Below are 20,620 nucleotides of genomic sequence, written 5' to 3'. Positions count from 1 at the left end.
CAACATCAACGTATAGGTCACGTTTTAACCATGTAGTCGTTCCATCGCTGTTAACTGTTTTCTTCTCAGCGATTTCAGCTGGTAAATCCCAACGACCTGTAACTTTATTAAATGTTGCTGTTACATTCTCTCCAAGTCTAGTTTTTAATGCTACTTCTGCTCTTGTAAATGTTGCTGTTACATTTTCACTACTTGCAGTTACGTTAATATTATCAGTAGCTGCTTTAGCTGTTGCAGTTGGAAGTACTTTCAGATTAAAAGTTTCGCCAACTGTACCAATCTCATCATTAACATTTACAGCTGTATTTGTTGTTTCTGATACAACCCATTTCCCATCTTTAGCAACAATTTTCGTATTTGTCCCATCTGGTAATGTAATCGTAGCTTCTGAAGCTCCTCTTGAAATTGTGATTGGTACTTCTTTATCATATGCATGTACATTTTTCACAGATACTGCGGGTGAAATTTTAAAGGTTGCATGCGCATATGCTTCATTAGCATTCGTTTCTTTATAGTCTCGTGCATAAATAGATACACGGTAAATCCCTGCTTCTGTAGGTGTTCCTTTGAATCCATTTTTATTTCTTTCAGTCATGTCATTTGAGGCAATTGTGAAACCTACACCAGGAATTTTAGTGTCATCCCCTGTTAAATCTGTAACAGTACTAGCGCCTGCCCCTGTAGTTCCAGTAATTTTCACTCCAGAAACACCAAGAATTGCACGTCCCACAGTTTCTCTAATCGTTGCTGTACGGTTAAGAGGATTTCCATTTTCATCCGTTAAATTATAAGGAATATTTCTACCATTTGGTGCACCGGCATGGGAAGCTCCAGCATCTCTATATTCTACTGGTACTACAAGTTCTTCTCCTACTTTACCTTCTTTAACGGCATCGTTAATTTCTAACGTAGGTGGCGTACCATCTTTCCATGCTGTACCACCGTATCTATGTAGATCTAATGGAATTCTTACATTTTTCCCAGTTTTGGTATTAGTAAAAGTAACTGTCGCCACTAGTTTTTGATAGTTAAATGGACTACTATGCGTTACAACCCCTTGTATACTATCCGATTGTTTATCATATACTAATCCCCCAGGCATATTTGATACTGTAAAATCAGAAACAGTCCAACCTGCCGCTTTCGCTTCTTCTGTTACTTCAATACGTTTACTTGCATCTTTGATGTAAACTTTATCAATTCCTTGTTCATAACCAAGTTTATAAATACTTGACATTAGATATTCATACGGTCCACCACCAAAATATGTAGAAGCAGCTGATCTTTGAAGTCTTGTATTGTCATATCTCAATTTTCCACTCCATAGAGGAGCTTCTTCAATAATTTTTTGTACTTCTTCAGCAGGAAGTTTCAATCCATAGTCAACACGTGCCTTGACATCACTTGCTTTCAATTCAAATGTAAAGTTAGATGGTCCAGGTGTGACACGAGTTCCTGCTCTTTGATCAGAAAACACTCTGAATTGTAAACCTTCAGCATTCGCTTTTTGTTCCGCTGAGTCTACCCCTAGTGTTCCTGATCCAGATTGAACACCAAATGGCATTTTATACGTATCCCAACCAGTAAAGTTCTCACGTGATACTGTACTTGTACTTCCAATAATATTTTTCGCAGTTGGTTGCGCTGGCATTGTTGGTGTCAATACATCATTTGTTACAATTGTTGTACCATCATTACCTGATGTGTCCGTTCTAAACCCACTCTCACCTTTTCCGGGAATAGCTTTCCCATTTCTAGGATCTTGGTTTTTGTTTACTTTTTCTTCTGTAGGTTTATCAGCTTCTTTAGCACTTGCTTTTTTCATACTTTCTAATACGAATGCTTTATTTTTTAAAGCAACTGTTTCTCTATCAACTTCACCTTGAGTCGCTGCTTCACTTGCCTCTAATGCTTGTGCTCTTGCTAACTCTGCTTTAGAATCTTCTATCGCTGAGGCTGTTTTTTCTGTTACTCTAGCGTTAGTAATCGCCTCTTGAACACGTGCTATTGCCGCACTTAAATTAGTTTTATTAGCTTTTTCTGGTGTAGTAGTAGAAACTTCTTCTTTAGTCGCTGTTACATTATTATTAACAGTCTCTGTATTAGTTATGGTTACAGGAGCATCATTACTTGCTAATGCACTTCCTCCACCTAAAAATGCGAATCCAGCGGCAATTAAAACCGACGCTGTACCAGCATTAAACTTCTTGATACCATAGTAATTTATTTTCTCTTGTTCTTTTTGAATAATCATCTTCTTGTTATTCTTACTATACATCTTTTACCCTCCTAATCATTAATACAATTATTATTTAAATTCCGATAATAGAAAAATATTTAAATTTTTCAGTTTTTTTTTTTTCAAAAAAATTATTTAATATAAATAATCCTATACTAATTTTAAGCTTTAGCTCAACTTTTGTCAAGTCTTCATAATAAATTTTAAGTTAATTTTAAGTAATTATAAATAGTCTATTTATAGAAATAATATTATGCAAATTAGTAATTATAAAAATAAAAAGAGGTGACTCTAAAATCATGATTTCATAGAAATCGATTTTTTGAGTCACCCCTTGCACATATCAATAAATCACTGCGTATATGAGTTTTCATATAAACTATCTTTATAATCTAGTACTTTGGGGTCAGCCCTTCTATTAACTAACTATCTTAAAATTTTTTCTTCTAAATAATCGCAATATTTCATTTCTAGATTTTGAACGTATAAATTTGGTGCTTTATTTTTTATTTTTCTAGCTTCAGCTATTAAACCTAAAGCTTTCTCATCATCTAACTTCACACCATATTCATATGTCGCTAAAATATTCTTAGTTTGTGGATTTTTTTGTTTAAGCCTTGCTAATAAAGTTTTATCCTTCATAATTTCTTCTAACAATTCATCTTCAGGATTTACAAGACTTATTAATTTTACTAACATCGCCATAAGTTCAATTTTATATACTGGTAACAAATCATCTCTTTCAATATATAGTTTTCTTGATTCATTATATAAAGCCTCAAACTCAAAGAAATATTCTAAACCATCTAATTTTATAAATTCTAGTGAGTCAGTTAGATAATTAGTTTTAATTATTTCCATTGAATTTATTTTCTCCACTACTTCTGGTCGTTCTATTAATAAATTCTTACCAATACTTTGATAATATACGTACTCTAATTGTAAGTATAGAACAAATCTAGTAGTTTCATCTTTACTAGCGTGGTAAAACGTCATACCATCGTTGAATCCCATTGGAATCAAGTTTAGAAAAGCTAATGCAAATCCTATTAAGGCGAATAATAATGTATAATAGCTTGGTAAAACTATCCAAAATATAACGGAAAACAACACATTAAATATTACTCCACCTAATAAGTATAATTTATACTTAAATTTACCTACCACATATTCAGGAGCTCTCATTAGACACTGACCACCAGTTCCTGCTAGTCTTTCAAATCTAATTTTAAGTTTACCATTTTCATCCTTTATAATTTTGAAATCAAACACTCTAAAACTTATAAATTTATATCCTGATAGTAATCCAAAAACTAAGTGTCCCGCTTCATGAACTATGACTTGTAAAATAAAAGATATCACTCCTGCTATAAATAAGAATATGATATTTGGAGTATCCACTTTCGCAAGTGAACCTACTGCAATCTTACCTAATGAATACCCTACTACAGCACCTACAGCCATAATTCCTACTAATTGCAATAATGCATTAACAATCTTATTCTTCATAAACAATCCTCCTATTCATTTTTTTCATGAATATAACTCATCATTTCATCAAGTTCCGCACTCTTTTCAGCTACTAATATAAACATCCATTCACCCATAGCTGTTGCAAAGACTGCCGGTACTCTCTCGATAAGTCTAACTTTCCCATTATACTTATCTTTGATATTTTCTAAACTATGTTTATAGCTATATTTATCTCTTCGTGAAAGAGCAATTCCGAAGAAATTATTATTTACTTTTTCAATATTTTCTCCTATTACTACCTTAGAATACATATCGTATAAATCACACTCGTAAGTATGATTATATAAGTCTATTGTATATCCTCCTGCTATACGATTATTATATTCTAATGCAATATAATCTCCGTTAGGTAGCTTGAAGAATTCAATATGAAAGAATCTCTCCTTCATTTTAAACTCTTTAACTATACTTCTACCGTATTTTTGTAGCTTAGGATCAATTTTCTTTTCAATGACATTAGCATAATCTAGTCCACCATTAAGTAAATCTAAAGTAGGTTTAGTATAGTAAAAGCTTGTTTCAAATACAATTTCCCCATTAGAATCAATTAGTCCATCATATGTACATAAAAGACCATTATCTACATAACTTTCTATGAAGTACACAATCTCTTGATTCCATTGCTTTTTAAAATCTTCAACATCTGAATTTGATAATAACTTATATGTATTACTTGCTCCCACACCATTATCTGGTTTAGCAATTACAGGTAATTTAATATTCTTTATAGCAGCGTTTAATTCACTTATATTCGAAACAGCAACACCTTCTGCAACGGGTACTTTAGCATTTTTAAACTTTTCTTTCATTCTAGATTTATATTTTGTGAAATCAAGTTCTGCTGGTTGAACACCTTTAATATTAAATTCTTCTCTAATAGTTGCATCCAACATTAACCAATGCTCATTATTCGATTCAACCCTATCTATAGTTCCATGTTTATATATTAGAAATGCTACACCTCTAAGAACATCTTCATAATTTTCTAAATCGTCTACTTTATAATATTCACTTAAAGAACTTTTTAAAGAATCTGATAAATTATCATAGCTTTCACTACCTATACCTAATACATTTACACCTTTTTCTACTAATTTTTCGGCAAAAAATTCTTGCATTACTGGAAAATTTGGTGATACTAATAAATAATTCATAATAATTTCCTCTTTCCTAATTTTATTTACTAGTTTAACATAAAATTAAGTAATTTTCTATTTAAAACATAAAAAAATACGAATCCACTCCGAAATGTTCGGAAAAAGATTCGTATTTTATATTATTCTTTTACATTTACTGTTAAATTTTGTAAATATGTTTTAAATGATGAGTTAACCTCTTCACTTAAACCTTTAGTAGCATTTAAATCAACTACTATTTCAACTTTTTCATTATATGTTTGTGTCATAATTATATTACTTAAGACACAAATATTCGATACTAAACCACAAAATTCAACTTCTTTATAATCACTACGTGAAATGAACTTAGCTAAGTCTATACTTCCAAATGAAGTTTTATTAAATACCTTTTTAGCATATTTTTCATAACTTGCAACTTTTCCATATAACTTATGCCCTTCACTATCAATTATGCAGTGTTCAACTGGTAAATGTTTACCTTCTCTTGTAGTTAAATAATTTGTATAATGAGTATCTTTTGTGAATATCACGTCTTGTCCAGCTTTTATATATTCATCAATTTTATTAGCAATAACCTGATCAAGTTGATCCGCAGTTTCAAAACCTAATGCTCCGTCTACGAAGTCTTTTTGATAGTCAACAACTACTAATAATTTTTCAGTTGTATCATGTTTTAGCGTTACTCTTAAGTATGCTAAAAATGCAACAAAAGCTAAAAATGCTAAACAATAAAAAATTACTTCCGACTTAAACTTCGGATGGGCTTTAGGGTCTAAAACTACAAACTTCACCAATACTGCCGCTTCTACTAAAAGTAACACAACAATATATTTAATATTCTTTTTAAAGTAAGTAGAAAACTCTTTTGCACCTAATTTTTTATAAATTAGATAAACAAATAATACTGCAATTCCTAATATAAATATCATCGTACCGTACTTATGCATTAAGTGGAATACATGATGTGCACTAGGTCCAAGAACATAACCTAGAGTAATAAATACTATTACCCAAAATACACCACCTAATGTAGAATATATATGGAATCGTTTTGCATCTATACGTGAAATACCTGAAAAGTATCCTAAAATATGTCTAACTCCCGGTAAGAAATAGGCTATAACTATAACTATATTTCCAAATTTGTTGAAAAATTCTGCCGCTTTCATCATTCTATATGGAGTTAATCCTATATATATACCATACTTATCTATAGCCTTTGTTCCTAATCTTCTACCTACTTCGTAAGAAAATTGCATCCCGATTACTGTTCCTAGGGCACTTGCTATTATCATCCCAACGTAGTTACCATGACCATTATATGCCATAATTCCAGCAACAACCATCATAGTTTCACCTGGTAATGGTAGAGCCGCAAATTCCAAGATTAGCGAAACAAATAATATAATATAAACGTGTTCAGCTAATAGTTTAAATAACATTTCCATATATAAACTATTCTCCTTTTTTATTTATTTTCTAGTAAATTATACCATATTTCTCAACTAGTTAAAAGCTAAATAGTTAAAATATATTTGATATAGATAATATTGTAAATTATCTTATCATATTTAACTTATAACTAGTTAAAAAATTTTAATTATATTAAATTCTAGTAGCTTTAAACATAGAAATTAGATTTTATACCTACACCAAATTTATTATGTATTTTTATAATAAGTACCCTTTTTAATATAAATTTACTAAACTAATGTTTTGTTAATACAGGTTTCCTTTTATCTGGATTATCTTTTAAATTGAATGCTTTAGCATAAGCTGAATGAAATTGAAAATTTCCACTTGATTTAACTGAAGGCCTAATATTCGTATATCCCTTCTCTTTATATGACCACTTCATATTACTTGTTTTATTCTCATTATATTCCACCATACAAATTAAGCTTGCATCATACATTGTTTGCAATAACAAGGTCTTATCTTTTATTAATTGCGGAATATTAGAAATCTTATTTTCTGAGATGAAATTATTATAAGTATTACAATACTCTTCATAAGTAAATTGTTTATACTTGAATGATTTAATAAATTTTTCGAAAAATTCATATTCATCATAATTTAAATAGACAAGCATATAGTCTTTCAACTCACCTTTAACATATTCAGAATATTTTTTTTCAATTTTAAATATATCATTATATTTGAATTTATCACCTTTTTTTTCCGAAATCAAAAGATTACAAATAGTCAATATATCTCTTGGTTTATAGAATGTTTTATCTAAAATACCTAAAAAACTATGACGACCTCCAACCTTATAAGGAAAATAATAATTCCAACATGTTCCAATTGAATATATGTCATATTGTTGCTTTGAAAAGAATGAATCTGCAACCTTAAAAATATTTGACTTATAAAACTGTTTATACGTTGTACACCAATCTAATACTACAGAATTATTAGTAATTATCTGATTCATATTATGCATAGATAAAGTATACATAATATCCGGTCTGATTAATACTCTTATTTTAGCATTTATTTTATTTAATATACCATTATTTAACTCCACAACAGCTTCTGCTAAACCTTTAATACAATCCCTATATACTTCTGTATCAATATTGGATGGTCTTGCATCTAAACCATCTAAAAAAATAATTCTCATTTTATTAGGTTTATAATTTAACAATAATTTTTCAAATCTTTTTTCCAAGTTACTTAAACTTAATTCATAGTTACTATATACAGCTTTAGTTTTATTATCATTTTTATATTCTCCCTTGATATCAAATATTTTAGTTTTCAATCCCAAGTCATTTGAATTTATAATTTCTTTTATCGATTCAAAAGCAATAGGTATCTCGGGTTTAAAAGCTAGTTCATCAAAATCCCTTTCTAGTTTTCTATATTCTTTTAAAAACTTATTATTTCTAGAAAAAATCATAAATCTATTTTTAGATGAAGAGTCATATATTTCCTTTGAAATAATTAAGAGTAAAATATCTGACCATATATTTTTATATGTCGACATTTGCAACATCCCATCTTTCTTCATAACTACAAACTTCTCATAAATAGTATCAGATACTTTTTTTATTTTTGAAATATAACTACTATCTGATTTATTTGAAATATGAACTGCATATGCTGTTTTACCAGATCCTTTATCTCCTATAATAAAATGTTTATTACCATTTTTTATTCCTTCTAATAAGTTATCATCAAAAAACATTTTCTCAAATAGTTTATTACGATTATTAATCTCATAATAATAATCGTATGCATCTGTATATACTTCTTGTAATTTTTCAATTTTCTTAAAACTAGTTTTATTATTCATTTCTAAAATACCCTTTCTATTAACATCCAATTTTCATTTTTCATATCATCAACATATTCTATCTTATTCAAGTACAATTCATCATTTCTATCTCTTATGAACCCTAAATTATAACCATGTTTTTTTAGCAATTCTTTAAATACTTCAAACTTATTTTCAACTTGAACATCAATATTTTTGCTTTAATCATTTTTCCCCACCTTTAGTTTATATTATACAGATTGAATTATCCTGCAACTAAATAATATAGCCAGGATAACATAACCTTTGCTCTTCAAAATTCATTCCATAAACTATCGAAAAGTATTGTTGACCACAGCCACCATTTTTATACACATATTTGATATTAGAATTTTTATCATAATATTTCTTAAATAATCTTTCTGATTTCGACATAAGATCATCAGTAATCATAGAAGTATTATACCCCATATAAACATTTGAACCCAAATTAATAATATTAAATTCATAAGGAAGACAACGATAATCCTCCTCAGATAGAATTACAAAATCTTCCTTCCTAGTTAATTTTAATTTAACATAGAAAGATTTCTTTTTACAGACTTTTTTTCACAGATTCTAAAATTTAATTTACAATGTTTAACTATTTAATTTTAATCAAAAAATTATCTTTTTAATATCTATTTAAAAAAGGAATCATGAGCTTAAAGCTCATGCTCCTTCTTATCACTCCAAAATTTTGTAGAATCAGTAAAAACTCTAGTTTTCAGTACTATTTTCTTTCTTCAATAACTCTTACTAAGTCTTTGATTTCAACGATGCTTTCTGCGTCTTCATCAGAAAATTCAAATCCATATTTTTCTTCGATATCCATTACTACATCAGCAATATCAATAGAATCTGCATCTAGATCTTCATTTAATTTAGAATCTAATGTAATTTTATCCGCATCTATTTTAATATACTTTGTAATAATTTCTTTTACTTCTTCAAAAATCGCCATTATTTTTGTTCTCCTTTTTCCATTGTTTCTATCATTATATCATAAAGTTTTGTTTTGTGTATTTGTTTTGCTTGTTGAACAGCATAATATAATGCATTTTCATCAGCTGAGCCATGTACTTTTATACTTGGTTTTTTTATACCTAATAAGAAAGCTCCACCATATTCACTATAATCGAATTTTTTCTTGAATGCTTTAATTCCTTTTCTCACTAATAGTGCTGAAATTTTAGTTCTAAAATTTTTCAAGAAAATCCCCTTAATCATAGCTCCTAAAGAACTCGCTACACCTTCTATTGATTTCAACAGGATATTCCCCGCAAATCCATCAGCTATAACTACATCAAATCTATGTTCTAAAATATTTCTAGCTTCGATATTACCTTTAAAATTAGCTACCTCTTCTTTAATCATTTTATGAGCTTCTTTATAAACTTTATTACCTTTAGTTTCCTCAACACCAACATTTAATAAAGCAACTGAAGGCTCATCTATTTTATAAATATACTTCATGTATAACTGCCCAAGTTTAGCATAGTTTACTAAATCATCAGCTTTAGCTTCTACATTAGCACCTAGATCCGTTAATAAGAATTTATGCTCAGAACTTGTCGGTAATAATGATGCTAATCCTGGTTTTGATATACCTTCAATACGACCTAACATAAACAGTGAGCTAGCCATAAAGGCACCTGTACTACCACCCGAAATTGCAACATCAATGATATCATTATTTAAATCAGATAGCATTCTAATCATAGAAGCATCTTTTTTCTTTCTATGAACACGTGCTGCATCATCTGACATTAGCACTTCTTCTGTACAAACATTTTTAACAATATTTTTAGTCTTAGTTATTTTGTCTAAGTTCTCTTCTAAACTATAAACATAGAATTCTACTTCATTATCATCGTAACTATTTACAAAATTTATGATTCTATCAGGTTCGTCTACACCTAAAATATCTATACCTATTTTCATAATATTATGCGCTTTCTTCTCCTATTAATTTAGCCTCTACTACAAAACGACTTTCCCATTCACCTGTTTGCGGATTAAAGTTATCACAAGTGAATAATTTTAAGATTTTTGGTTCGTTTTCATGTTGTTCTAAAATTTCTACTTGAGTTGGTACTACATCGTACAATTTACTTACTTCATATGTACGCAATTTGTCTTTTGAAATAATCTGTATTTTAGCACCAGTTTTAATCTTCGTTAAATTGTTAAATCTTATTCCTACACCTTGAACACTATGCCCAGCAATTACTACGTTTTGAGCATCTAAATGCGAAGGTTCTTGTGAAGTTGCTACTCCATTAATTAAATTAATCTCAGTAACATTTTCAAAGATAGGTTCTTCTATCTGTACACTATCAATTTTTAAAATTCCTAACATTGAATCTGTTAATTTAATCTTTGATTCGTTGTCTGTAAACATTTTTTGCCACCATGGTATATCTACTTCATCTTTACCATTTTTATAAGCTGTAATTATTTTGTCATTAGCATTCCCTGTTAAAAATTCTCTAATTTGATTTTTGAATATTAACACAACAGATGTACATAATAATACCACTATCAGCACATTAAGAAATGCATTTTTTAGTTTCTTATTCATTATATCCTCCTAAATTATCGTTTCTTCTAATCCGACATATTGTAATAAACGTTCTTTATTATCAGTAACTTCTATAATTTTTACTGCTAATCTTTTAGCCAAGTACATTAAATCTACATCGTTTATTAAATCTGCTACTTTAAAACTCGGTACACCACTTTGTTTTGTACCAAAGAAATCTCCTGGTCCACGTTGTTTCAAGTCAAACTCTGCAATTTTAAAACCATCGTTTTCCAAACACATAATGTCTATTCGTTCACTTTTTGAATCTGTAACTAATATACAATATGATTGAAATTCACTTCTTCCAACTCTTCCTCGAAGCTGATGTAATGTAGCAAGTCCAAATCGATGTGCGTCTACTATAATCATAAATGTTGCATTCGGAACATTCACCCCAACTTCGATTACTGTTGTTGAAATAAGTATATGTATTTCTTTATTTAGAAATTTTTCTACAATAGCATCTTTTTCTTTATTACTCATTTTACCATGTAATATTGCAATTTTGTAGTCTTTTGGTAAATAATTTTTAATATTTTCGTAAGTTTCTTCTACATTTTGAAGATCCATTTTCTCTGATTCTTCAATTAATGGACAGACTACATAACCTTGTCTACCATTATCTAACTCCATACGAATATTATCTAAAACTTTGTAGAAACTTTTATTATTAGCCTTATAAGTTTGAACTTTTTTTCTACCTGCAGGCAATTCATCAATTGTCGACACCTTAATATCAGTTATTAATGTAATCGCCAAACTTCGTGGTATTGGGGTTGCAGTCATCATTAATGAATTAACCGCCTCCCCTTTATTACTTAATAATTGTCGTTGTTTTACTCCGAAACGATGTTGTTCATCAGTAATTACATATTTTAAATTTTTGAATTTCACATCTTCTTGAATTAAAGAATGTGTTCCAATTAATAATTCTATCTCACCAACTTCAAGTAAACTTAAAATTGTGTTTCTTTCTTTCTTTGGTGTGCTACTCGTTAAAAGTGCAACTGAAATATTCAAATCCTTAAAAAATTCAAAAAAAGTTTCAAAATGTTGATTCGCAAGTATTTCTGTCGGTGCCATTATCGCCGTTTGATACCCAGCTTTTATAACTGAATATAACGTAGCAGCAGCTACAGCTGTTTTACCACTACCTACATCACCTTGTAACAATCTATCCATCTTATAAGGTTCATTCAAATCTTTTACTATCTCTTCGATAACTCTACTTTGTGCTCCCGTTAATTTAAATGGTAGACTATTTTTAAATTCTTCTACATAAAAATTATCTATGCCTATGTTATACCTTTCATCCTCTATTCTACTATTAATATTTTGAAGTTGCAGTTTTAATTGGTAGTTAAATAATTCATGAAATGCAAACATTTTTCTAGCTTTGTCAAATTCTTCAGGATTTTTTGGATAATGTAGGGTAAAAAGAATTTTTTCCAACTTCCAAATTCCCTTGAAATTTTCAGGCACTAAATCGAGTATTACGTTTTCTCCATCTATCATCTTAAATGATTCTTCTACAAGTTTTATAAATTTTTTCTGAGTAATTCCTTGCTTTAGATGATAAAAAACTTCTATTGTATCTCCTTTCGGATTTTCCTCGACACTATTAAAGCTTATACTAGAGGCGGTAATAGTGTTATTTGTAGCATTATATGTTCCCTTAACTACTACATCTCTACCCTCTATTAAGTTTTTCTTTAAATAATGTTGATTAAAAAACACGATTTTAATACTTCCAGATGAAGTCGAAAGTGTAAAGAAAGATCTGCTCCTCCTATTACCATAAAATTGTGTACTTACTCTTGTCTCGATTCTCCCAGTTGTAATTACTTTTTCATTATCCTTTACAGATGAAGAAAAATCAGTGGAACTAGATACTCTATAGGGAATATTATACAAAACGTCACGAATAGTATATATCTCTAATTCGTTTAAAGTTTGTAAATATTTCTTCCCTACGCCTTTTATAGTTCCTACTGATTTCTCTAAAATATTAATCATTACCGAATAATAAACTCCTATATTTTTCTCCAGTTTTAGTAATTGCTAAACCGCCTTTGGCTGTTTCTTTTAATGTTGTAGACATCTCTAATCCTATTTTATACATTGCTTCTAACACTTCATCAGCAGGAATTCTACTTTTTATTCCTGCCAATGCTAAATCCGCTGCCATAAGAGCTATTGAAGCACCTGCTGCATTTCTCTTAACACAAGGGACTTCTACTAATCCTGCAACTGGGTCACATACCAAGCCTAACATATTTTTTAGGGCTATAGCAAAGGCATGGGCGCTCATCTCTGCATCTCCTCCCATTGCCTCTACTATAGCTGCTGCCGCCATTGCACTAGCAGATCCAATTTCAGCTTGACATCCACCTTCCGCTCCTGAACATGAGGCATTATTAGCTACTACAAAACCAAAAGCTCCAGCTGTAAATAACATTTTCAACTGTGTTTCTTCGTCTATATTGAATTTTTCTTTTAATGCGTGAATACATCCAGGAAGCACCCCCGCTGATCCTGCCGTAGGTGTTGCACAAATTAGCCCTAGTGAAGCATTTACCTCATTAGTAGCTATTGCTGCCGCTACACCGTTTAAAAAATCACCACCTGTAATAGATTTTCCACTGTTAATATACTCTTGCAATTTCTTAGCATCTCCTCCAGTAAGTCCAGTTTTCGAACTTACACCTGCTAATCCTTCATCAACAGCTTGCATCATTACATTTAAATTTCTTTTCATTAATTTTTCAACCGCAGAACGTGTTACACCATTTAACTCTATCTCTTGTTCAATCATTAACTCAGAAACTGGTTTATTTTCTAATTTTGATTTTTCAACTATTTCTGCTAAACTAGTAAACATTTTTGTACCCTCTACAATCTATCTGCAAATTTTACTTCATTAATATACTCTAGTTCAGTTAATTTCTGCATATTTTCTTCATTTAATTCTTCTAGTGATTCGACAACTAATAAGTTAATTCCTTCTAAGATAGAACTAGAATATTTTTCATTAACTTTTTTGTCTCCGAAAATTTCTTCGATTTTTACTAAAAGATCTTTTTTATTATTGTCATTGAATTTATAAAATATGAAATAACAAGGAAAATCTCCTGAAAGATTTACATCAAATCCAAGGAGTTCAAAAATAACCATTTTTCCTCCACCTATTGATTTTCCAATAAGATCTAAATTATGTCTTCCCGCTTCAACTTCTATTTTTGCTGTATTAGGGTGGACATGTTCAATTTCACTTTCTACAAATTCAAATTCCATACCTGCTAATTTAGCATCTTCCATACTAGTTCTAATACGTTTATCTGAAGTATTATATCCCAATAATCCTCCTATCAACGCGATGTCAGTTCCATGGCCTTTATATGTTTCTTTAAAAGAGCCGTATAATGTTATTTTTACATTTTCAGGCTGTCTTCCAAAAATATATCTTGTAAAAAGACCAATACGAACTGCACCTGCCGTATGTGAACTAGATGGTCCTACCATTACCGGACCTATAATATCAAATACACTTCTGTATTTCATATTTACACCTCCAATATTGTTGGTAAAATAACAGGTTTTCTTCCTATTTCACTTTCTAAAAATTGTCCAAGTGATTCTAAAATTTGTTGTCTTACTTGGTAAACACCGCAATCATCACTTTCTAGAACTGATAATACCGCGTCTTTAATGACTCCTTTAGCTTGCCCAAATAATTCCATCGATTCATTAACATTTACGAATCCTCGGCTTATCACATCTGGATTATTCATTAGTTTTTTATTTTTAAAGTCAATTGCGATTGAAACTACAATAACACCTTCTTCAGAAAGCTCTTTTCTATCTTTAATCACAACACTACCAATATCACCAATTCCAAGACCGTCTACATAAACGTCAGAAGCTTCGAACTTTCCGGCAATTCTAGCACTATCACTTGTTAAAGCTAATACTTCACCGTTTTCCATGATAAATGAATTTTCTAAAGGAATATCACATTCAGCCGCAGTTTGAGCATGAATAACCTGCATTCTATACTCACCATGAATTGGCATAAAATATTTCGGCTTAATAAGTCTGAACATTAGTTTTTGTTCTTCCTTAGAACCATGTCCTGATGTATGAACATTATTAACACTTGATGTAATAACATTGGCACCCAATTTTGATAATAAATCTATGTTTTTATTTATTGAAAGTGTATTTCCTGGAATTGCAGAACTCGCAAAAATTACCGTATCAGTTGGCATAATCGTAATTTTTTTGTGTGTACCATTAGCTATTCTACTTAAGGCTGCAAGTTCCTCACCTTGAGTCCCTGTACATAGTATTAATAATTTATTAGGATCTACCTGGTTAAGATATTTACTATTAACAAAAGTTTCTTTAGGGGCTTTTATATACCCTAACTCCGTACCTATTTTTATAGCTTTTTCCATAGAGCGACCGAATACTACAATTTTCCTACCGTGCTCTATACAAGCTTCAACAACTTGTTTAACACGATATACGTTAGAAGCGAAAGTAGCGAATATAACTCTATGTTTTTCTTTACGAAGTATATTAGAAATGGTTTTTCCTACTTCTTTTTCACTTTGAGTAAATTCCGTTCTCTCTGAGTTAGTTGAGTCAGAAAGTAAGCATAACACACCTTCTTCTCCTATTGCTGCCATTTTATGTAAGTTTGATCCTTGTCCTACTGGTGTAAAGTCAAATTTAAAGTCTCCTGTATGAACAATATTTCCTTGAGGAGTATTAACAATAACACCAAATGAGTCTGGAATAGAGTGAGAAGTATTATGAAATGAAACCTTTAAGTATTTAAAACTCAACACTGTATCTTCATCAATAACATTTAACTCAGCTTTTGCTAATAAATTATGCTCCTCTAATTTTGATCTTATAAGACCAATCGCTAGTGGTCCTCCATAAATTGGAAGATTTACCTTTCTAAGTAGAAATGGTAAACCACCAATGTGATCTTCGTGACCATGAGTAATTATCAATGCTTTAATTTTATCAACATTTTTTTCAATATATGAATAGTCTGGAATTACATAGTCTATCCCAAGGATATTATCTCCAGGGAATTTAACTCCAGCATCGATAATAATAATCTCATCACGATACTGAACCGCATAGGTGTTTTTTCCGATTTCGCCTAGACCACCAATAGCCGCAACACCTACTTCATTTTTTTTGATGATCTTATCCATTAACTTTCTCCACTTTAAAGTCTTCAGATTGTTTTTCAAATTCTAAGTATGCTTCGCTTAGTTCTTGAACTAGTTCTACATTGTAATTTCTATCATCTAAATACTTTCTTACTGCTGGTACTCCATCAGCCTCTACATATAACACTTGAGTGTTTTCTCTTACTGGAATTTCCTTTGAATTTTCTTGGTAAAATACTTTAAATACTGCCATTAGTAATCTCCTATCATTTGTTTTAATATATTTAATGTATGATCTATTTCATTTTTTGTTGTATTAATATTTATAAATGAAAATTGTATAATATTTCTTTCTTGTAAATATGAGCTCTTATAGTGGATAAAAATATTATTAATTGCTAATGAAGCTCCTACATTAAGAGAACATATAGTTTTTGGAAGTTCTACTGTAATTATTACAGGAGATACTTCTTTATCTTTAAATTTCATAATTGGAAGGTTTAATTCTTTTAATCCTTCTTTCATATATGAGTATTTTTCTTGTACCTTTTCATATCTTTCATCTGTTTTAAAGGCATCTAAAGCTGTATTTAGCGCCTCCATTAAAATTGATGGTTGAGTAAATGGTATTGAAGTCATTTTATTAGCATAGTGTAAATCTAAGTATAATGGTGTATTTTCTAAAGGAACTAATTCACAATTAGATCCAACTATCGCTAATCCAGCAACAGAACAAAATGCTTTTCCTGATGAACAAGCTACATAGTCAACATCTTTATAACTATATTTTACTGCTCCTACTGCTGATACAGCATCAACTGCAAGAACTACATTATTTCCTTTAACAATCCGAGTTATTTCATCCAAATCGTTTAAGATTCCCACACTTGTTTCATTATGTACTAAATAAACAAAGTCGTAGTTACTAGACTTAAGCTTTTCAGATAAAATATCTAAATCAAAACTTTCTCCAAATTCTACAGAATAACTTTCAATATTAAGTCCATGTCGTTTTGTTTCTTTAACTAATCTACTACCAAATTCACCATTTGTAAGAATTAAACCATTTATAAGATTTCTACCTTTCAATTGCGCCATAATAGCTTCATTAGCTAATGTCGCTGAACCGTGAAGAATCGTTGCTTCTTTAACGCCAAGTATTCTTTCCAATTTTGATAATGTATCTTTAGTTAGACTAACAAATTCACTACTTCTATGCGAGTAAAGTTGTTTAGATAACTTCGCAAGAACATCTTCAGATAAATCTACTGGCCCAGGTAAAAAGTTTACCCTTTGAGCTTGTGACATTCTTTCTAAAACTTTATTACCTGAATCTAATTTTAGGTACATTGGCATATATTCTGCATCTTTTGTACCTACATTTTCATGAAATTTCACAAATCCTAAGTGATTGTATAGTTTTTCTTGTCTTGTAGTTCCCGATATAAACACTATGTCATACGCATTTTGAATTATATAATTAAAAGTTCTTTGAAGTAACTCTGTAAAGACTTTAGTTTTTCTATATTGTTCCTTAATCGAAAGTAATCTGATTTCTACAGGCTTTTTGTAATTTCCTTTGTAATACTTATCAATATCATTTAATTTTAAATCTAGCGAAAAAGGTCTTTGATCCGATAATGCAATCATTCCTATTACGTCATGTTTCTTTTTCGCTATAATATATATATTTTTATCATGAAATTTATCTTTTAGTTTTTTAGTTTCATTCTTTTCATGTTGAGGAATTTCTTCAACGAACGTTTCATAATTCAACTTGAATATTTGATCGTATTCTTCCTCTGTATTTGCTATTTTATATATCATAATTTTTCCCCATAACTTTATTTGGTTAAATTTTCTCTACACTATATCTTACCATAATTACAACTTTTTTTCAAATTAACATGGTTGAAAACTTAGGAAATTGCAAATTTATTAACGAATATTTAACATTAATATTTTTATACGTTTTCAAAAAAAAAAAAAAAAAATTAAGAAGACTCAAAACGATTGAGTCTTCTTTAAAATTCTTATATAATATCAATACTATTAAAGGATACGTTGGTTTTTCAATGCTGTAACGAAGTCTGTTAATTCATAAATTGCTTTTGCTTCAATGATTTTTTTAAGTTTAGCAGCTTTGAATCCTTTAGCCTTTTTACCACCCATAACATCAGCAATACCGTCTTTGTGTCCTAATGAACATACAACACCACGGTTAATGTATTTGAAGTCTCCAACTTGTTTACCACTAATTCTAGCTCCTACATAAGCTCCCATTTGGTTAGCAATTTGAGCAGTTGTTGGATATGGTCTTTCTTGTCCTGTTTCGATGAACGCAGCACAGTCTCCTACGATATAAACATCATCAAGTCCTGGTACTGTTAATTGTTGAGTAGTTACAAGACGTCCACGTTTAGAAAGCTCTGGGAAAGCTTCATCCATAAGTTTGTTACCACGAACTCCAGCAGTCCATACTAATGTAGATGCAAATAATTCTTTTCTCTCACCATCAATTTCAATAGTAAAGCTATCTTTAGTTGCACCTTTTATACCAGCACCTAAGATAATTTCAATTCCGTTATCTTCTAAGTATTTTTTAGCATAGTCACTGTATTCTTTAGTAAACATTGGTAATAAAGTTGGACAAGCATCTAATCCATAAATTTTTACTAATTTTTCATCAATTCCGTATTTAGAACATAATTCTTTTTTACGGTGCACTAACTCACCTAAGAACTCCATTCCTGCTAATCCAGCTCCACCAACGATTACTGAGATGTCCTTAACATCTTTTTCTTCGCTAGTAGCGTATTTTCTGAAGTTATTTTCTAATGTAGCAGCAATTTTTTCTGCAGCATTAACATCAGCGATTGGCATAGCATTCTCAGCCATTCCTTCAATTCCAAATGTTTCTGGTTGGAATCCTAACCCTACTACTAAAACATCATAGTCAAGTTCATGTTTTTTAGTTAATACTAATTTTTTCTCAGTATCAATTTTAATTACTTCATCTTGAATAAATTCAACACCTGGAGATACTACATCTTTAATATCGATACAAATGTCTTCTGCTGAAATATTACCTGCTGAAACCTCGTGTAAGTTTACAGTATCGTAGTGGTAAGAGTTTTTATTCACTAATGTAACTTTTACCTCTCCAGCTTTAGCAGCTTTTTTTAATCCTTTTAATGTTGTTAGTCCTGCATATCCAGCACCTAAAATAACTACGTTTTTCATAGCTTAAAATTCTCCTTTTTCTGTTATTATATAATTTTATCCGCAGCAACAGCCATTTCCACAGCAGCCACCGTCTTCATCATCATAAATTTCAATCATATTTGGATTATGTAGTGTAAACTCGCTTCCAAATTCATCTTGAACATAGTCTATCTCAAGACCTTTTAATAAAAGTTCATCTTCTTCATTAACAAGAACTTTTAATTCTCCGAAGCTAAGCACTTTATCTCCAGCTTCTAATTCATCCTTAATATCAATAGCATAGTGCATTTGAGTACCTTCTAAAGCAATAGAAATTTTTAAATAACTATCACGCTTATCAGCATCAAATAACATTTCTTGGAACTTACCAACTGCTACATCTGTTATTAAGATTAATTGGTTATCTGTATTAGCCATAAAATGTTTCCCTCTTTATTTTTATTTTCTAATTACTATTATAACTTTTTTTAAAACAAATTAATAGTAACTTGCTTGCTTTTTATAAAATTATTTGTGAAAATTTTATGAATAATTTAAATTTAGTTAAATATACAAAACTTTATACTATCAAGAAGTATAACTTAGTATCATATTCGCAATATCCTACCTTTTAAATAGCCATCTAATTATATTTTAACTGTTACATTTGTAGACGTTTAAATAATAAATTTTTAAAACGTTCAACTGAGTGTACTTATTAAATATTAATTATATAATATTTATTTTTAATATTTATATTATATATATTCATTATCTCTTATTTTAATAAAACTATATTTTATTTTAATACTAATATGTAAACCTGAGATCGTTGACAAATATAAGCCTATTTAAAACTTTAAATAATCTTGTTACAAATAATAGCTTTATTGACTTTTTTAGTTCAGAACAGTATAATACTGTATAGAGAGGTGTTGGTATGTTGAATAAAGAGCATTATGAGACTGTAGATAAAATAAAATTTGAATTAGAAAAAATACGCCCCAAACTTATTGAAGATGGAGGCAATATAGAATTTATAAACTATAAAGACGGTATACTTAAGGTTAGATTTTTAGGAGAATGTGCACACTGTGAACTTTCACACATTACCCTAAAATATGCCATTGAAAAAAAGATTAAAGAAAAAATTCCTGAAGTGGAAAAAGTATTAGAAGTAAAGATGAGCATTATTTAAATGCTCATTTTTTTATATTTTCAAAATAATGACCACCCCTGAAAAGGGGTGGTTTTCTCTTCGGGTATAACCCTTTGTTACTAACACGCACCTCAAGGCGCTGGCTTTCACATTCGTTCAAGCCCTATTGTATTTTGACGCTCGCTACCCGTTAAACGGGTTTATTTATTTTTTTGAGAATGATAAAATAAGAATGTACAGTTTTGACAAAATAAAAATGTACAAAT

General features: G+C 29.9%; 19 protein-coding genes. 1 reads left to right on the top strand and 18 read right to left on the bottom strand.

What is annotated here, in order from left to right:
- The 18 genes from RWL85_RS06290 to RWL85_RS06205 all read right to left on the bottom strand — a co-directional run.
- Window positions 1-2,278 (bottom strand): YSIRK-type signal peptide-containing protein (locus tag RWL85_RS06290; RefSeq protein WP_314086161.1); only part of this gene is annotated, 2,278 nt, incomplete at its 3' end.
- Between the two features lie 387 nt (window positions 2,279-2,665).
- Window positions 2,666-3,748, bottom strand: coding sequence for a hypothetical protein (locus tag RWL85_RS06285; RefSeq protein ID WP_314086160.1), 1,083 nt, complete (start codon window positions 3,746-3,748; stop codon window positions 2,666-2,668).
- Between the two features lie 11 nt (window positions 3,749-3,759).
- Window positions 3,760-4,926, bottom strand: a complete 1,167-nt coding sequence (locus tag RWL85_RS06280) for a carbamoyl phosphate synthase large subunit (RefSeq protein ID WP_314086158.1) — start codon at window positions 4,924-4,926, stop codon at window positions 3,760-3,762.
- 122 nt (window positions 4,927-5,048) lie between these two features.
- A complete protein-coding gene (locus tag RWL85_RS06275; RefSeq protein ID WP_314086157.1) occupies window positions 5,049-6,359 on the bottom strand; it encodes an isochorismatase family protein in 1,311 nt (436 codons plus the stop codon).
- A gap of 260 nt (window positions 6,360-6,619) precedes the next feature.
- Window positions 6,620-8,212, bottom strand: a complete 1,593-nt coding sequence (locus RWL85_RS06270) for a P-loop ATPase, Sll1717 family (RefSeq protein WP_314086155.1) — start codon at window positions 8,210-8,212, stop codon at window positions 6,620-6,622.
- Window positions 8,213-8,214: 2 nt separating this feature from the next.
- Window positions 8,215-8,343, bottom strand: coding sequence for a hypothetical protein (locus RWL85_RS06265; protein ID WP_314086153.1), 129 nt, complete (start codon window positions 8,341-8,343; stop codon window positions 8,215-8,217).
- Window positions 8,344-8,449: 106 nt separating this feature from the next.
- Window positions 8,450-8,626, bottom strand: a complete 177-nt coding sequence (locus tag RWL85_RS06260; RefSeq protein ID WP_314086151.1) for a hypothetical protein — start codon at window positions 8,624-8,626, stop codon at window positions 8,450-8,452.
- A gap of 319 nt (window positions 8,627-8,945) precedes the next feature.
- Window positions 8,946-9,176 carry an acyl carrier protein gene (locus RWL85_RS06255; protein WP_314086150.1) on the bottom strand — a complete coding sequence of 77 codons (231 nt, stop codon included), beginning with the start codon at window positions 9,174-9,176 and terminating at the stop codon, window positions 8,946-8,948.
- Window positions 9,176-10,156, bottom strand: a complete 981-nt coding sequence (gene plsX / locus RWL85_RS06250; RefSeq protein ID WP_314086148.1) for a phosphate acyltransferase PlsX — start codon at window positions 10,154-10,156, stop codon at window positions 9,176-9,178. Before plsX ends, RWL85_RS06255 begins: the two co-directional genes overlap by 1 nt.
- A gap of 4 nt (window positions 10,157-10,160) precedes the next feature.
- Window positions 10,161-10,796, bottom strand: a complete 636-nt coding sequence (locus RWL85_RS06245; RefSeq protein ID WP_314086145.1) for a class A sortase — start codon at window positions 10,794-10,796, stop codon at window positions 10,161-10,163.
- 9 nt (window positions 10,797-10,805) lie between these two features.
- A complete protein-coding gene (gene recG / locus RWL85_RS06240) occupies window positions 10,806-12,815 on the bottom strand; it encodes an ATP-dependent DNA helicase RecG (RefSeq protein ID WP_314086143.1) in 2,010 nt (669 codons plus the stop codon).
- Window positions 12,808-13,680, bottom strand: coding sequence for an L-serine ammonia-lyase, iron-sulfur-dependent, subunit alpha (gene sdaAA / locus RWL85_RS06235; protein WP_314086141.1), 873 nt, complete (start codon window positions 13,678-13,680; stop codon window positions 12,808-12,810). Before sdaAA ends, recG begins: the two co-directional genes overlap by 8 nt.
- 11 nt (window positions 13,681-13,691) lie before the next feature.
- Window positions 13,692-14,360, bottom strand: a complete 669-nt coding sequence (gene sdaAB / locus RWL85_RS06230; protein ID WP_314086139.1) for an L-serine ammonia-lyase, iron-sulfur-dependent subunit beta — start codon at window positions 14,358-14,360, stop codon at window positions 13,692-13,694.
- A gap of 2 nt (window positions 14,361-14,362) precedes the next feature.
- Window positions 14,363-16,033 carry a ribonuclease J1 gene (rnjA, locus tag RWL85_RS06225; RefSeq protein WP_314086137.1) on the bottom strand — a complete coding sequence of 557 codons (1,671 nt, stop codon included), beginning with the start codon at window positions 16,031-16,033 and terminating at the stop codon, window positions 14,363-14,365.
- Entirely contained in the window at window positions 16,026-16,244 is a 219-nt protein-coding gene (locus tag RWL85_RS06220) for a DNA-dependent RNA polymerase subunit epsilon (protein WP_003144942.1), read from the bottom strand. Before RWL85_RS06220 ends, rnjA begins: the two co-directional genes overlap by 8 nt.
- Window positions 16,244-17,818, bottom strand: coding sequence for an aminotransferase class V-fold PLP-dependent enzyme (locus tag RWL85_RS06215; RefSeq protein ID WP_314086134.1), 1,575 nt, complete (start codon window positions 17,816-17,818; stop codon window positions 16,244-16,246). The genes RWL85_RS06220 and RWL85_RS06215 overlap by 1 nt, the downstream gene beginning before the upstream one ends.
- Window positions 17,819-18,043: 225 nt before the next feature.
- Complete coding sequence (locus tag RWL85_RS06210; RefSeq protein WP_314086132.1) at window positions 18,044-19,234, bottom strand: NAD(P)/FAD-dependent oxidoreductase; 1,191 nt, start codon at window positions 19,232-19,234, stop codon at window positions 18,044-18,046.
- Window positions 19,235-19,270: 36 nt separating this feature from the next.
- Window positions 19,271-19,633, bottom strand: coding sequence for an iron-sulfur cluster assembly accessory protein (locus RWL85_RS06205; RefSeq protein WP_314086129.1), 363 nt, complete (start codon window positions 19,631-19,633; stop codon window positions 19,271-19,273).
- A 502-nt stretch (window positions 19,634-20,135) separates the two neighbouring features.
- On the opposite strand from RWL85_RS06205, the gene RWL85_RS06200 reads away from it, so the two are divergent.
- Entirely contained in the window at window positions 20,136-20,393 is a 258-nt protein-coding gene (locus RWL85_RS06200) for a NifU family protein (RefSeq protein WP_314086127.1), read from the top strand.
- The last annotated feature ends 227 nt before the right edge of the window (window positions 20,394-20,620 follow it).

The organism is uncultured Gemella sp., assembly GCF_963515875.1.
Taxonomy (GTDB): domain Bacteria; phylum Bacillota; class Bacilli; order Staphylococcales; family Gemellaceae; genus Gemella.
Note: the sequence above shows the minus strand (reverse complement) of the source record. Positions and strands in the feature narration are given on the sequence as shown.

Coding starts and splice junctions, on each gene's coding strand:
- RWL85_RS06255 (WP_314086150.1), bottom strand. CDS start 9,176: ATGGCGATTTTTGAAGAAGTAAAAGAAATTATTACAAAGTATATTAAA.
- sdaAB (WP_314086139.1), bottom strand. CDS start 14,360: ATGAAATACAGAAGTGTATTTGATATTATAGGTCCGGTAATGGTAGGA.
- RWL85_RS06260 (WP_314086151.1), bottom strand. CDS start 8,626: ATGATTACTGATGATCTTATGTCGAAATCAGAAAGATTATTTAAGAAA.
- rnjA (WP_314086137.1), bottom strand. CDS start 16,033: ATGGATAAGATCATCAAAAAAAATGAAGTAGGTGTTGCGGCTATTGGT.
- RWL85_RS06200 (WP_314086127.1), top strand. CDS start 20,136: ATGTTGAATAAAGAGCATTATGAGACTGTAGATAAAATAAAATTTGAA.
- RWL85_RS06205 (WP_314086129.1), bottom strand. CDS start 19,633: ATGGCTAATACAGATAACCAATTAATCTTAATAACAGATGTAGCAGTT.
- RWL85_RS06245 (WP_314086145.1), bottom strand. CDS start 10,796: ATGAATAAGAAACTAAAAAATGCATTTCTTAATGTGCTGATAGTGGTA.
- RWL85_RS06275 (WP_314086157.1), bottom strand. CDS start 6,359: ATGGAAATGTTATTTAAACTATTAGCTGAACACGTTTATATTATATTA.
- plsX (WP_314086148.1), bottom strand. CDS start 10,156: ATGAAAATAGGTATAGATATTTTAGGTGTAGACGAACCTGATAGAATC.
- sdaAA (WP_314086141.1), bottom strand. CDS start 13,680: ATGTTTACTAGTTTAGCAGAAATAGTTGAAAAATCAAAATTAGAAAAT.
- RWL85_RS06285 (WP_314086160.1), bottom strand. CDS start 3,748: ATGAAGAATAAGATTGTTAATGCATTATTGCAATTAGTAGGAATTATG.
- RWL85_RS06210 (WP_314086132.1), bottom strand. CDS start 19,234: ATGAAAAACGTAGTTATTTTAGGTGCTGGATATGCAGGACTAACAACA.
- recG (WP_314086143.1), bottom strand. CDS start 12,815: ATGATTAATATTTTAGAGAAATCAGTAGGAACTATAAAAGGCGTAGGG.
- RWL85_RS06220 (WP_003144942.1), bottom strand. CDS start 16,244: ATGGCAGTATTTAAAGTATTTTACCAAGAAAATTCAAAGGAAATTCCA.
- RWL85_RS06215 (WP_314086134.1), bottom strand. CDS start 17,818: ATGATATATAAAATAGCAAATACAGAGGAAGAATACGATCAAATATTC.
- RWL85_RS06280 (WP_314086158.1), bottom strand. CDS start 4,926: ATGAATTATTTATTAGTATCACCAAATTTTCCAGTAATGCAAGAATTT.
- RWL85_RS06270 (WP_314086155.1), bottom strand. CDS start 8,212: ATGAATAATAAAACTAGTTTTAAGAAAATTGAAAAATTACAAGAAGTA.